Annotated in this window: 12 protein-coding genes; 9 read left to right on the top strand and 3 right to left on the bottom strand. The window is 72.4% G+C overall.

Going from position 1 to position 13,414, the window contains the following annotated elements; translation table 11 throughout:
* The first annotated feature begins 13 nt into the window (after nucleotides 1-13).
* Together OG490_RS20255 and OG490_RS20260 are read left to right on the top strand one after the other, a co-directional pair.
* Nucleotides 14-2,500, top strand: coding sequence for a glycosyltransferase (locus OG490_RS20255; protein WP_330297706.1), 2,487 nt, complete (start codon nucleotides 14-16; stop codon nucleotides 2,498-2,500).
* A 119-nt stretch (nucleotides 2,501-2,619) separates the two neighbouring features.
* The gene (locus OG490_RS20260) at nucleotides 2,620-3,270 is read left to right on the top strand and encodes a hypothetical protein (protein WP_330297707.1); all 651 of its coding nucleotides are present in this window, start codon (nucleotides 2,620-2,622) and stop codon (nucleotides 3,268-3,270) included.
* Nucleotides 3,271-3,475: 205 nt separating this feature from the next.
* Here OG490_RS20260 and OG490_RS20265 read toward each other — a convergent pair whose 3' ends face one another.
* Complete coding sequence (locus OG490_RS20265; RefSeq protein ID WP_443065963.1) at nucleotides 3,476-4,186, bottom strand: SLATT domain-containing protein; 711 nt, start codon at nucleotides 4,184-4,186, stop codon at nucleotides 3,476-3,478.
* Nucleotides 4,187-4,491: 305 nt separating this feature from the next.
* Between OG490_RS20265 and OG490_RS20270 the strand changes: the two genes are divergently transcribed.
* From OG490_RS20270 to OG490_RS20300, 7 genes are all read left to right on the top strand, one after another.
* Nucleotides 4,492-4,836 (top strand): YbaB/EbfC family nucleoid-associated protein, encoded by a 345-nt coding sequence (locus tag OG490_RS20270; protein WP_330297709.1) that lies wholly within the window; start codon nucleotides 4,492-4,494, stop codon nucleotides 4,834-4,836.
* 52 nt (nucleotides 4,837-4,888) lie between these two features.
* Nucleotides 4,889-5,488 (top strand): recombination mediator RecR, encoded by a 600-nt coding sequence (gene recR, locus OG490_RS20275; RefSeq protein WP_330297710.1) that lies wholly within the window; start codon nucleotides 4,889-4,891, stop codon nucleotides 5,486-5,488.
* Nucleotides 5,481-6,128 carry a DUF5063 domain-containing protein gene (locus tag OG490_RS20280; RefSeq protein ID WP_330297711.1) on the top strand — a complete coding sequence of 216 codons (648 nt, stop codon included), beginning with the start codon at nucleotides 5,481-5,483 and terminating at the stop codon, nucleotides 6,126-6,128. The genes recR and OG490_RS20280 overlap by 8 nt, the downstream gene beginning before the upstream one ends.
* A gap of 161 nt (nucleotides 6,129-6,289) precedes the next feature.
* Complete coding sequence (locus tag OG490_RS20285; protein ID WP_330297712.1) at nucleotides 6,290-7,564, top strand: aspartate kinase; 1,275 nt, start codon at nucleotides 6,290-6,292, stop codon at nucleotides 7,562-7,564.
* Nucleotides 7,561-8,649 (top strand): aspartate-semialdehyde dehydrogenase, encoded by a 1,089-nt coding sequence (locus OG490_RS20290; RefSeq protein ID WP_330297713.1) that lies wholly within the window; start codon nucleotides 7,561-7,563, stop codon nucleotides 8,647-8,649. Before OG490_RS20285 ends, OG490_RS20290 begins: the two co-directional genes overlap by 4 nt.
* Before the next feature lie 172 nt (nucleotides 8,650-8,821).
* A complete protein-coding gene (locus tag OG490_RS20295) occupies nucleotides 8,822-9,565 on the top strand; it encodes a SigE family RNA polymerase sigma factor (RefSeq protein ID WP_443065964.1) in 744 nt (247 codons plus the stop codon).
* Entirely contained in the window at nucleotides 9,562-10,689 is a 1,128-nt protein-coding gene (locus tag OG490_RS20300) for a hypothetical protein (protein WP_330297714.1), read from the top strand. The genes OG490_RS20295 and OG490_RS20300 overlap by 4 nt, the downstream gene beginning before the upstream one ends.
* On the opposite strand, the gene OG490_RS20305 is transcribed toward OG490_RS20300, so the two are convergent.
* Nucleotides 10,686-11,513, bottom strand: coding sequence for an SURF1 family protein (locus OG490_RS20305; protein WP_330297715.1), 828 nt, complete (start codon nucleotides 11,511-11,513; stop codon nucleotides 10,686-10,688). The two genes, OG490_RS20300 and OG490_RS20305, sit on opposite strands and share 4 nt — an antisense overlap.
* A 54-nt stretch (nucleotides 11,514-11,567) precedes the next feature.
* Nucleotides 11,568-13,376, bottom strand: coding sequence for a S9 family peptidase (locus OG490_RS20310; RefSeq protein ID WP_330297716.1), 1,809 nt, complete (start codon nucleotides 13,374-13,376; stop codon nucleotides 11,568-11,570).
* Nucleotides 13,377-13,414 lie beyond the last annotated feature (38 nt).

A 13,414-nucleotide genomic window follows, 5' to 3' on the forward strand; every position in this document is an offset into this window, starting at 1 on the left:
CGGAGAGAACGGCGTGAGCACTGGCACCGGCACGGGAACGGGCGTGGACGACTCGACCGGGACGCCCTGGCTGGGAGCCGTCGGCCTCTCCGTCGTCGTCCCCGCCCTGGGCGAGCGGCACGGGCTGGGCGCGACGGCGGCTGCCGTGCGCGAGCACCTCGACGAGCACCTCGGCACCGGCTCCGGCGACTGGGAGCTCGTCCTCGTCGTCGACGATTCGGTCGACGAGTCGGTCGACGGGTCGCTCGATGAGTCGGTCGACGAGTCGCTCGACGAGTCCGCCGACCCCCGCATCCGCCTCGTCCGCCTGCGCGACCCCCGGGGCAAGGGTGCCGCGCTGCGCGCTGGGGTGCTCGCCTCCGCCGGCCGCCGGGTGCTGCTCACCGATGCCGGCCTCACGACCCCGCTCGACGAGCTGGCCCGCCTGGAGCGGGCCCTCGACCGGGACGACGCCGCGCACACGGACGCCCACGCCCCCGCCCACCCCGGGCCCGCCGTGGTCCTCGGCCGGTCCGGGAACCGGCTCGTGCGCGCCCTCGGAGTCCCCGGCATACCGGGCTTCCGCTCCGACACCTGTGCCTTCGCCCTCTTCGACGGGGACCGCGCTCGCGCCGCCTTCGGCGCCTCCACCCTCGACGGCCCGGCCATCGACGCCGAGGTCCTGCGCTGGATCCGCGGCCAGGGCTGGGAGGTGGCCGAGGTGCCCGTCGCCCGTCGCCCGTCCGCGTCGAGCCCCGCCGCCCCCGCCCCCGCCGCCGGCAGCCGCCTACTCGCCCTCCGCGAGCTGCTGCGCCTGAACTCCGGCGGCTTCGCGGTCGCCGCCGCGTTCCTGGCGCTCTCCCTCTACGTCTTCCACGGCCTGTGGGCGGACCTCGACGGCAGCTACCTCGCCGACGCGCTCCAGGACCAGAACCAGTGGGAGTGGTTCGTCGGAGTCACCACCGACAACATCACCCACCTGCGGAACCCGCTCTTCACGTACTCCCAGGGCATGCCCGACGGCGTGAACCTGATGGCCAACGCCACGATGCTCGGCCTGAACGTGCCGCTCATCCCGGTCACCCTCCTTTTCGGCGAGACCGTCACCTTCGCCCTCGTCCTGACGCTGGGCATGGCCGCCAGTGCCTGGACCTGGTACTGGCTGATCCGCCGCCGCTTCGTGCGCAGCCGCTGGGCCGCCGCCGCGGGCGGGGCGCTCGCCGCCTTCGCGCCGCCGATGGTCTCGCACGCCAACGGCCATCCGAACTTCGTCGTCCTGTTCATGATCCCGCTGATCATCGACCGGGCCCTGCGGCTCTGCGAGGGGCGCAACGTCACCCGCGACGGGGTCCTGCTCGGGCTGTTCGCGACGTACCAGATCTTCATCGGCGAGGAGCCGCTGCTGATCGCCGCGCTCGGCATGCTGGTCTTCTCCCTCGCCTGGCTGCTGGTCGACCGCCGCCGCGCCCTCGCGGCCGCCCGCCCGTTGGGGGCCGGTCTGGCCGTGGCGCTCGCCGTCTGCCTGCCGCTCGTGATCGTCCCGCTGTACTGGCAGTTCTTCGGCCCGCAGAGCTACCACTCGGTCCTGCACGGGGACAACGCGGGCAACAGCCCGCGCGCCCTGGTCTCGTACGCCGCCCGTTCCCTCTTCGGCGACGCCGAGCAGGCGGGCCGGCTCTCCCTGAACACCACCGAGCAGAACGCCTTCTACGGGTGGCCGCTGCTGGCCCTGGGCGTGGCCGTCTGCGTCTGGATGTGGCGGAACAAGGCCGTCCGCGCCCTCGCGATCACCGGGTTCGTGACGCTGCTGCTCTCGCTCGGCCCGTGGGTGCCCGTACCCCGCACCGAGATCGTGCTGCCGGGCCCCTGGCGGCTGATGATCAAGCTGCCGCTCTTCGAGTCGGTGATCGAGGGGCGCGTGGCGATGATCTGCGCCCCCGTCCTCGGCATCCTGCTGGCCCTCGCGCTCGACCGGATCCTGCGGATGCGGACGCGCGAACTGCGCACGCTCGGCCTGCTGGGCGTCGCCGCCGCGCTGATCCCGATCCTGCCGCTGCCGCTGACCGTACGGGACCGCGCGCCGGTCCCGGCCTTCATCACCTCCGGGGCCTGGAAGGGCTACGTCAAGGACGGCGAGGCACTCGTTCCGGTACCGCTGCCCGACCCGGGCCAGGCGGACGCGCTGCACTGGCAGGTCGAGGCCGACTTCGGATTCCGGCTGGCCGGGGGCTACTTCAACGGCCCGTGGGGACCCGACCGCATCGGCATCTACGGGGCCACCCCGCGCCACCTCTCCAACCTCCTGCGCGACGTCCGCTACGGGGGCCAGCCGCCCGAGATCACCCCGGCCTGGCGCCAGCAGGCCCGCCAGGACCTGGAGTTCTGGAAGGCGGGCGCGATCGTGCTGCCGGTCCAGGACCGGGACGCGGAGCTGCGGGAGCTGATCACCGGGCTGCTGGGGCGCCAGCCGGAGAAGGTGCTGGACGCGTGGGTCTGGAGGGTCGGACCGGGAGAGGTCTGACCCCGGCCGCCGCCCCGGCCGCCAACCCGGCCGCCGTCCAGGTTCTGCTCACCCCTTCGCGGAGCGTGTCCGGCGCACTACGCTGGCCCGATCGGCGACAACGACTGATCGGAGGCCGAGTGGCCTGTGACCTGTGGCTGGTCCCCCTTGTCGACGTGCTGTGCCACAGCCCCGACAATCCCTTCGCGGAAGAGATCGCCTCGTACGACAAGGCGCTGGGCGAGGCCGGACTGCCGTCCGTGCCGGTGTTCGCGTACATGCCCGGACTGTCCGGGGACGTCGCCCCGGTGGCCGGATTCGACTATGACGCCCTGCACTTCCTGCGGCGGGCGTACCTGCTCCAGATCTGCGGGCTGCCGGTGACGCCGGTGGACGAGCTGGGCGGGGACTACGAGCAGCTGCTGGAGATGTTCGAGTCGACGGCGCAGCAGTCGCATCTGGTGTGGCACTACGACCACGCGGGCGCTTACGTTCCCGTGGACTTCGCGGTTCCGCTGGCCAACGAGGAACTGCTGAGCGGGGGCGGGCCGCTGGGGTCCGCGCAGGGGCTGCTGCGGGAGTTGGCGGTGGTTGCTCCCGCGATCGGGATAAACCCGGTCAATCCGCCGGTGGCGCCGGCGCCGCCGGGGCGGCCGACGTCCCTGGAGGAGCCGGCGGGGCCGATTCCGTACGACGACAGTCCGTTCGCGCGGGAGCGGCATGTGTGGCTGGGGTTGCATGCGGCGGCTACGCGGAGCCTTGGCCAAGGATCGATGATCATCTTCAGCTGACGGGTGCGGCTGCCGTCTGCCGGCTGTACGGGGCCCGTGTGGCCGGGGCCGGGGCCGGGGCCGGCTGTACGGGGCCTCGTGCGGGTCCGGGTGGGCGGGTGGGGGTGGGGCCCTGCGGGGCTTGTCCCCTACCCGCCCTTCCGCCGTTCCCTGGGGCTCCGCCCCAGACCCCGCGCCTCAAACGCCGGCGGGGCTGGATTTGCCCCTATCGCGGCTGCTCCGGGGGTCTCTGGCGGGGCATGTTGGGGCGGGTGCCCGGGGGGAGGGGGAAGCGGGGTGGGGGGAGGCCGGTGTCGGGGCGGGAGGTGGAGCCGCCCAGGGACTGCATCATCAGGGGGGCGGGGCCGGTGCGGAATTCCACCATCCAGTCGGCCGTCTCCGAGCGGACCAGCTCCGTGATGTCCTCGGAGAAGCGCCGCAGCACCGTGAGGCACCGCTCGGCGGCCTCGCTCGCGGTGCCCTCCGTCGGGCCCAGGACCTCCCGCACGTTCTCCGAGGCCCAGTCGAACTGCAGGGTCTGGAGCCGGCGCTGCACGGCCTGGGCCGTGGCCACGCTCCGCATCCAGCCCGAGGTCAGGCCGAAGAACCGGTCGCAGGCCAGGCAGGCTGCGGCCAGGAGCAGCGAGAGGTAGCCGTAGGAGGCCGCGCCGGGGGCCGAGCCGGTCAGCTCCAGCAGCGGCATCGCGGCGCCCGTGATCGCGCCGGCGGCGGCTCCGGCCCGCAGGATCCGGGCCCCGCGGCGTTTCCACGCCCGGTCGGACAGGTACCAATCGGCGGTGCGCAGCGCGTCGGCCTCGACCCGCCGGTAGAGCTCGTCGAGCCGCTCGGCGGGCTCGCCCCAGTCCCCGAGAGGGAACGGCCGGCCGGTAAGGTCGCCGTCCTCTGCGGGATCCCGGGGTGGCCCCTCGGGCTGCATCTCCGGCTGACTCACCCGGGCACTCCCTCTGCCTGCGCTGACGTGTGGTGGTGCGCGTGTGCGCAATGGTGCGCATGCTCTTCCTACCTTCGAATGGGGCGCGGTGGGCAACGAATCCCGGGTTTTCCGCCCGCAAGGAGGGCTCCATCAGGTACGCGCACGCCTCGTCTCTCACTCGAAAGAGTTGGTCCTCACGGCGTAGGGCGCGGCGCCCGGGGAGCACGTAGGCTCGGATTGGCCAAGCCGCCGGTGCTTGGAACGCACGCGTGGCACCCACGCGACGACGCTACGAAAGTGAGTGACCCGTGATTCCCGGTGGTGGTCAGCCCAACATGCAGCAGCTGCTCCAGCAGGCCCAGAAGATGCAGCAGGATCTCGCCGTGGCCCAGGAAGAGCTGGCGCGGGCCGAGGTCGAGGGCCAGGCCGGCGGCGGACTGGTCAGGGCGACCGTGACCGGTTCCGGTGAACTGCGCGCGCTGGTGATCGACCCGAAGGCCGTGGACCCCGAGGACACGGAGACGCTCGCGGACCTGGTGGTCGCGGCGGTCCAGGCGGCCAACGAGAATGCGCAGGCGCTCCAGCAGCAGAAGCTGGGCCCGCTGGCCCAGGGGCTGGGCGGCGGCAGCGGTATCCCCGGCCTTCCCTTCTAATCTTCAACTTCCGCAACACCCCGAGAACCGCACACCGAAAGAAGGCAGTCCGTTGTACGAAGGCGTGGTCCAGGACCTGATCGACGAACTGGGCAGGCTGCCCGGCGTCGGGCCCAAGAGCGCGCAGCGGATCGCCTTCCACATCCTGCAGGCCGAGCCCACCGATGTCCGCCGCCTCGCGCACGCGCTGCTGGAGGTCAAGGACAAGGTCCGGTTCTGCGCGGTGTGCGGGAACGTGGCGCAGGAGGAGCGGTGCAACATCTGCCGCGATCCGCGCCGCGACCTGTCGGTCATCTGTGTGGTCGAGGAGTCGAAGGACGTGGTCGCGATCGAGCGGACGCGCGAGTTCCGGGGCCGGTACCACGTCCTCGGCGGTGCGATCAGCCCGATCGAGGGCGTCGGCCCGGACGACCTGCGCATCCGGGAGCTGCTGGCGCGGCTGGCGGACGGCGCGGTCACCGAGCTGATCCTGGCGACCGACCCGAACCTGGAGGGCGAGGCGACCGCCACGTACCTCGCGCGCATGATCAAGCCCATGGGCCTCAAGGTCACCCGCCTGGCCAGCGGGCTCCCCGTCGGGGGAGATCTGGAGTACGCGGACGAGGTCACGCTCGGGCGGGCCTTTGAAGGAAGGCGACTTCTCGATGTCTGACGCAACGCTGCACGCCCTCGGTCTGGACCCGGACGATTTCGCGGGCTCGATCGCGGACCAGATCGAGTCCTTCATCGTCGCGGTCACCGAGGTGGCCAAGGGCGAGGACCCGGACAGCGCGGTGCCCTTCCTCCTCCTGGAGGTGTCCCAGCTGCTGCTGGCGGGCGGCCGGCTGGGCGCGTACCAGGACGTCCTGCCCGACGAGCGCTACGAGCCCGACCTGGGCCCCGAGCCGGATGTGGACGATCTGCGCGAGCGCTTCGCGCTGATGCTGGAGCCGGTCGACGTCTACTCCGAGGTCTTCGACCCCTACGAGCCGCGCAAGGCCCCGGTGGCGCACCGGATCTCCGACGACCTGGCCGACGTGGTGGCCGACCTGCGGCACGGCCTCATCCACTACCAGGCGGACCGGGTCACCGAAGCCCTGTGGTGGTGGCAGTTCTCGTACTTCACCAACTGGGGCCCGACCGCGTCGGCGACCTTGCGCGCCCTGCAGTCGCTCGTGGCGCACGTACGGCTGGACCAGCCGCTGGAGGCCCTGGACGGGCTGGACACCGACGAGGACCTGGCCGAGGACGACCTCGCCGAGCAGGCGGGCAAGGTCATGGCCGAGGAACTCGGCGGGCTGGGCCTCAAGTAAGACGATCAAGTGAGTGGATCAAGCGAGGCCGCGAGTAAAAGATCAGCGGCGGGGGAACCCATTCTCTGATCTTTTCGTCTCATGATGTGGTACGAGGCGGTCGGATCCCGGGCGCTCGTTAGACTGCACCAGCAATGAGACAGACTGAGCGAGGAGCGCACGTGGGCCTTGTCGTGCAGAAGTACGGAGGCTCCTCCGTAGCCGATGCCGAGGGCATCAAGCGCGTCGCCAAGCGAATTGTGGATGCCAAGAAGAACGGCCACCAGGTGGTCGTCGTGGTTTCCGCGATGGGCGACACGACGGACGAGCTGATCGATCTCGCCGAGCAGGTTTCACCCATGCCTGCCGGGCGAGAATTCGACATGCTGCTGACCGCCGGAGAGCGGATCTCCATGGCCCTGCTGGCCATGGCGATCAAAAACCTGGGCCACGAGGCCCAGTCGTTCACCGGTAGCCAGGCAGGCGTCATCACCGACTCGGTCCACAACAAAGCGCGCATCATCGATGTCACGCCGGGCCGTATCCGCACTGCGCTGGACGAGGGCAACATCGCCATCGTCGCCGGCTTCCAGGGCGTGTCGGCGGACAGCAAGGACATCACCACCCTGGGCCGCGGCGGCTCGGACACGACCGCCGTCGCGCTCGCCGCGGCGCTGGACGCCGAGGTCTGCGAGATCTACACCGATGTCGACGGAGTCTTCACCGCGGACCCCCGCGTCGTGAAGAAGGCGAAGAAGATCGACTGGATCGCCTCCGAGGACATGCTGGAGCTCGCGGCTTCCGGTTCCAAGGTGCTGCTGCACCGCTGCGTCGAGTACGCACGCCGCTACAACATCCCGATCCACGTCCGCTCGTCCTTCTCTGGACTGCCGGGCACCTGGGTCAGCAACGAGAATCCGCAAGGGGCAGAGCAGGTGGAGCACGCCATCATCTCCGGAGTCGCTCACGACGTCTCCGAAGCCAAGATCACGGTCGTCGGCGTTCCGGACAAGCCGGGCGAGGCCGCGGCGATCTTCCGCGCCATCGCGGACGCCGAGATCAACATCGACATGATCGTGCAGAACGTGTCCGCCGCGTCCACGGGCCTGACGGACATCTCCTTCACCCTCCCCAAGACCGAGGGCCACAAGGCCATCGACGCCCTGGAGAAGGCGAAGGGCACCATCGGCTTCGACTCCCTGCGCTATGACGACCAGATCGGCAAGATCTCCCTGGTCGGCGCGGGCATGAAGACGAACCCGGGCGTCACCGCCTCGTTCTTCCAGGCGCTGTCCGACGCGGGCGTCAACATCGAGCTGATCTCGACCTCCGAGATCCGCATCTCGGTCGTGACCCGCCAGGACGACGTCAACGAGGCCGTCCGCGCCGTGCACACGGCCTTCGGTCTCGACTCCGACACCGACGAAGCCGTCGTCTACGGAGGCTCCGGACGATGACCGCTGCCCGGTCGGCCCCGGCTCCGGCACTCGCCGTGGTCGGGGCGACCGGAGCGGTCGGCTCCATCGTCCTTCGGCTGCTCTCGCAGCGGGCGGACGTCTGGGGCGACATACGACTGATCGCCTCCTCGCGCTCGGCCGGCCGACGGCTGGCCGTGCGCACCGAGGAGGTCGAGGTGCTCGCCCTCACCGAGGACGCCTTCGACGGCCTCGGCGCGGGCGATGTCGCGATCTTCCTCACCCCGGCCGAGGTCTCGGCCCGGTGGGCTCCCGTGGTCACCGCGCGCGGTGTCGTCGTCGTGGACCAGTCCGCGGCGTTCCGGGAGGACCCCGAGGTGCCGCTGGTGGTGCCCGAGGTGAACGCGCACGTGGTACGGATCCGGCCGCGCGGGATCGTCGCCGGTCCCGACTCCGTGACCGCCGCGATGATCGCGGCGCTGGGCGCGCTGCACGCCGAGTACGCGCTGGCCGACCTGGCCGTCTCCACCTACCAGGCCGCGAGCGCCGAAGGGCGGGCCGGCTCCGAGGCGCTGCGCCGCCAGCTGTCGCTGGTCGCCGGATCCACCCTGGGGGAGCAGCCCGGGGACGTACGCCGTGCCGTGGGCGAGGACACCGGCCCCTTCGCGGCTCCGCTCGCGCTCAACGTCGTGCCCTGGTCCGGCGAGCTGCGGGACGGCGGCTGGTCCTCGCACGAGCTGGCCGTACGGGCGCAAGTGCGCCGGATCCTGGACCTGGCGGAGCTGCCGGTCGCGGTGACCTGCGTACTGGTCCCCGTACTGGCCGGGCATTCGCTGACCGTGCGGGCCCGCTTCGAGGCCGAGGTGGATGCCGGTCACGCCCGGGAGATCCTGGAATCCGCGCCCGGGGTGGTCCTCGTGGACGATCCGGCGGCGGGGGAGTTCCCGACCCCTTCGGACGCCGCGGGCACGGATCCGGCCTGGGTGGGGCGGGTGCGGGCCTCGCTCGACGACCCGCGTGCGCTGGAGTTCTTCGTCTGCGCGGACAACCTGTGCCAGGGCTCTGCGCTGAACGCCACACACACCGCGGAGCTGATCGCGGGAGATTTCGGCCCTTTCGCTTTGTAGGATCATCAGTGATCCCCTGACCAAGGTGATGACCCGGAGGCCGCCTCGAACGACGGGGCCGCGGGGGAGAACTCCTACGCATGAGGGCAATGGGAACGACGCCGATCAGTCTGCCCCGCGCGTACAACCCTGATGGGGGGACGCGTGTCCAACTGGCGTGGCAGAAGCATTGCTGGACTTCCCGGTCAAACCGGTGCGTATCGGGACGATCCCGCCGCGCCCGCGGTCGCGTACACCCGGCGGCTTCACCGTGATCGTTCCCGCACTGCCCGAAGCCTCGACAGTTCCGACCCGGGGTGGCCGCGTGCCCGGCCCCCGCGATAGCGCGGAGGCCACCGGGAGCACCGGGCCCGCGAAGGCGGCCGGTTCCGCCTACGAGGCCGGGGCCGCCGACGCGGCCGGTACCGCCGAGGTGGTGGCGGGGACCACCGTCGACCACCTCACCGAGACCTACCAGGCCCACTACCGCTCGCTCCTCGGCCTCGCCGCGCTGCTCCTCGACGACACCGCGTCCTGCGAGGACGTGGTCCAGGAGGCCTTCATCCGGGTCCACTCGGCGCGCAGCCGGGTCCGCGACCGGGACAAGACCCTGGCCTACCTGCGCCAGACCGTCGTCAACCTCTCGCGCTCCGCCCTGCGCCGCCGCATCCTCGGCCTCAAGCTGCTCTCGAAGCCGATGCCGGACATGGCCAGCGCCGAGGAAGGCGCCTACGACCTGCTGGAACGGGACGATCTCATCAAATCGATGCGCGGACTCCAGCGCCGCCAGCGAGAAGTGCTGGTGCTGCGCTACTTCGCGGACATGACGGAAGTCCAGGTCGCCGAGACGCTGGGCATATCGCTCGGTTCGGTCAAGGCGTACGGATCGCGGGGCATTGCCGCGCTGCGGGTGGCGATGGAGGCTGCGCAGTCATGAACGAGCACGAGGACACGATGGCGAGCCGCGATGAGCAGGCGCTCCGGGCGCTGATGCGCGGGGCCGTCGGCGGGATCCACCCCGCGGGCGACGCGCTGGAGCGGCTGCGGTACGCCGTGCCCGCGCGCCGGGCCCGCAAGCGGCAGGTCCTCGTGGCCGCCGCGGCGGCCACGCTGCTGGTGGGGACCGCGGTCCCGGCGGCCCTGCACATGAGCGGGGTCAGGAGCGAGTCCACCGACCACTCGGCGATCGCGGGCCACGGCCAGCAGGGCTCCGGCCAGCCGGACGGACCCTCCGACCCGCACCAGAACGGCGCCACCACCGGCCCGAAGGCCTCCCCGTTCACGGGTACGGGCCAGGGCGCGGGTGGGACCACCGGCGCCGTGCCCGCTCCGTCCGGCACCGGGTTCCCCGGCTCCGGCCAGCCCGGGACCGGCCCGTCCGGCGGCGCGGTCACCCTGCCCGACGGCTCGGCGATCTCGGGCACCGGCATGCTGCCTCCGCCGGCGGCCCCGGGCGTGCCCGGCTGCGTCGCGGGACAGCTCGGGGTGTCGGCCAGTGCCCGGCCCCCGGAGGCGGACGGCAAGGTCTACGGCAGTTTCAAGGTCACCAACGTCTCGGCGCGGGGCTGCACCGTCCTGGGTCCGGACACCGTGACCGCCGAGGCGGCGGGGACCGGCCCCGGCGGGACGGGCTCCGGGGTGGCCGTCGTCGGCCATGCCACGGGCGATCCGGCGACCGGGCTGCTGCCCGACCCTTCGGCGGAGGCCCCGCTGATGCTGCTCGCGCCGAACGCGGCGTACGAGGTCCGCTTCGCGTGGGTGCCCTCGGGGAAGGGCTGTACGGGGGCGAGCGAGGCGCCGAGCGGCGGTTCGTCCGGAGCCAAGCCCCCGCAGGGCGGCTCGTCCGCCGCGGCGGTGGACGGGGGCGCGGCGATCGCGAAGGACCCGGAGCCCCACCCGGCACCGGCACCGGCGCCGGATCCGGTGGGTGTGGAGGTGTCGCACACCCCCAGCACGGCGCTGCCGGGGGCACCGACCACGCAGACGGTGATCCCCGACGCGTGCGGCGGGACGGTCTACCGGACGGGCGTCATCCCGCTGGCGGAGCCGACGAAGCCTTAGCGGTCCCCGGGGGCTGCGGCTGACGTAGCCGTCCCCGCGGGCTGCGGCTGCTCCGCCGGACCGGGCTCCGGCTCCTCCAGCAGCCCGGCCTCCGCGTCGCGCAGGGTCTCCACCTCGCGCCGGTAGAGCCGGAACCACATGAACAGCACGAACGCGGCGAAGACGAACCACTCGCCGGTGTAGCCGAGGTTCTGGAAGGCCTTGAGGTCGAGCCCGGTGTTGACCGGAGCCTGCGCCGGCACCGGGAGCATCCCGTCGGCCGGGGTCTGCACGGTCAGCCAGGCGTCGTAGAGGCCGTAGGGCACGATGTTGACGAGCGAGGCGGCACCGATCACGCCGAGCTGCCCGGCCGGGAGCCCGCCCGAGGAGTAGACGCCCTTGCTGCTGGAGCTCTCCGAGGCCTGCAGCGCACCCGTCACCTCGACCCGCCCGGTCGGCGCCGCCGGAGCCCGGCCCGCGTCGGCGGTGCCCGGCAGCCAGCCCCGGACCACGGGGACGGCCTTGCCGGTGTCGGTCCTGAGCAGCGTCAGGACGTAGAAGCCGGACTTCCCGTCGAGCCGCCGCTCGGGGACGAGCAGCTGGTCGGCGTACTCGCCGGAGACGGAGGCGATCCGTCCGGAGGTGTTCTTGTCCACCGGGAGCAGCGAGTCCAGCGGGGCGGCCGCCCGGTCGGCGGGGCGCGCGCTGGTCGCCTCCTCGTGCGTGGCGACGCGGTCCTCGAACCGGCCGAGCTGCCAGGTGCCCATGAACAGGCAGAAGGGCACGCCGAGGACGACGAAGAGATTGATCCCCCACCAGCGCGGGGTCAGGAGAAACCGGTGCACCCCACCACCGTACGGGGGGTGCACCGGTTCACCGGGGCCGGGGCCGCCGCGGGGCTACCGCGGCAGGTGCTTCAGCACGAAGTCGATCTCCATGCGGACCTGCTTGATCCGCTCGTCGACGACGAGCGAGCCGTGTCCGGCGTCGTAGCGGTAGACCTCGTGCTCGGCCCCGCGCGCCGCGAGCCGGTCCACGTAGTTCTCGATCTGCCGGATCGGGCAGCGGGGGTCGTTGAGGCCCGCCGCGATGTGGACGGGTGCCTTGACCGCGTCCACGTACGTCAGCGGCGAGGAGGCCGCGAAGCGCTCCGGGACCTCTTCCGGGGTGCCGCCGAAGAGGGTGCGGTCCAGGGACTTCAGCGCCTCCATCTCGTCGTGGTAGGCCGCCACGTAGTCGGCGACCGGCACGGCGGCCAGGCCCACCGCCCAGGCGCCCGGCTGCGTGCCGAGGCCCAGCAGGGTCAGGTAGCCGCCCCAGGAGCCGCCGGACAGCACGAGGCGGGCCGGGTCCGCGAGGCCCGAGGCGACCGCCCATTCCCGTACGGCGTCGATGTCCTCCAGCTCGATGAGGCCGACGCGGTGCTTGAGGGCGTCGGTCCACTCGCGGCCGTAGCCGGTCGAGCCGCGGTAGTTGACCCGGACCACCGCGAAGCCGTGGTCGAGCCAGGCCGCCGGGGTGGCGGCGAAGGCGTCGCTGTCGTGCCAGGTGGGCCCGCCGTGGATCTCGAAGACGGTCGGGAAGGGGCCGTCCCCGTGGCCCTGCGGCCGCTGCGCGAGGGCGTGGATCCGCCCGCCGGGACCCTCCACCCACACGTCCTCGACGGGTACGGAGCGGGGCGGCCGGAAGCCGGGCGGGTCCAGGACGACCCCGCCCGCCGTCGAGCGCACGGCGGAGGGCTCGGCCGCCGAGGACCACTGGTACTCCACCGACCCGTCGGGCCGCGCCGTGGCCCCCGACACCGTCCCGGGCGGCGTGTCCAGCCGTACGAGCTCCCGTGCCGCCAGGTCGTAGCGGAACAGCTCGCTGCGGGCCTCGTAGCTGTGGTCGATCAGCAGCGCGGACCCGTCGGGGTACCACTCGGCGCCGACGTCGCCCGGCAGGTCGAGGGCCAGCTCCTCCTCGGTACCGGCCGCCACGTCCCAGACCATCGGCTCCCACCGGCCGTGGCGCTGGTGCCCGACGAGCAGCCGGGTGTCGCCCTCGACGGGCGCGAAGCCGAGCACGCCGAGGCCCAGCTCCTCCGTACCGCCCTTGGAGTCGTCCAGTTCGGCGACGGTGGCGCCGTCCAGGGTGAGGACGCGCAGCGCCGAGTGCATGGCGTCGCCGTGCTCGGTGTGCTCGACGGCCAGCAGGGTCCCGTCGCGGGACAGGTCGCCGACCCCGGCCGACTCGCGGTGCCGGTAGACGACGGAGGGCTCCGTCCCGTCGGGCCGCACGACGTGGATGGTGGTCCCGTCCTCGTCGGTGGAACGCCCGACCACGGTCGTCCCGTCGCGCCCGATGGCCAGCCCGGAGGGGTACGAGGGCTCCAGCCCGGGGGTGGCCGGCTCGTCGGGGCCGCCCGCGAAGGGCTGGCGCACCCAGGTGCCGAACTCGTCGCCGTCGGTGTCGGAGAACCACCAGATCCACTCGCCGTCGGGGGAGAGCGCCCCGTCGGTGGTGCCGTTCGGCCGGTCCGTGGCCTGCCGCTGGGTGCCGGTGGCGCGGTCCCAGGCGTAGAGCTCGAAGGTCCCGGTCGCGTTGGAGACGAAGAGCGAGCGGTCGGGCGCGTCCTCGGCCCAGTCGGGCAGTCCCACGCGGGGGGCCCGGAAACGCTTCTCCCAGTCGGGCGTGGCGGTGGTGGTCACATCGCTGTCGGTGGTCATGCCTCCCATTCTTGCGGCACGGCCGGGCGGGCACCGAC

Source organism: Streptomyces sp. NBC_00503, assembly GCF_036346895.1.
Lineage (GTDB): Bacteria > Actinomycetota > Actinomycetes > Streptomycetales > Streptomycetaceae > Streptomyces.

What these genes read in the sequence shown, in the direction of transcription:
- OG490_RS20300 (WP_330297714.1), top strand. Translation starts at nt 9,562, where the DNA reads ATGAACGAGCACGAGGACACGATGGCGAGCCGCGATGAGCAGGCGCTC.
- OG490_RS20290 (WP_330297713.1), top strand. Translation starts at nt 7,561, where the DNA reads ATGACCGCTGCCCGGTCGGCCCCGGCTCCGGCACTCGCCGTGGTCGGG.
- OG490_RS20280 (WP_330297711.1), top strand. Translation starts at nt 5,481, where the DNA reads ATGTCTGACGCAACGCTGCACGCCCTCGGTCTGGACCCGGACGATTTC.
- OG490_RS20265 (WP_443065963.1), bottom strand. Translation starts at nt 4,186, where the DNA reads ATGCAGCCCGAGGGGCCACCCCGGGATCCCGCAGAGGACGGCGACCTT.
- OG490_RS20310 (WP_330297716.1), bottom strand. Translation starts at nt 13,376, where the DNA reads ATGACCACCGACAGCGATGTGACCACCACCGCCACGCCCGACTGGGAG.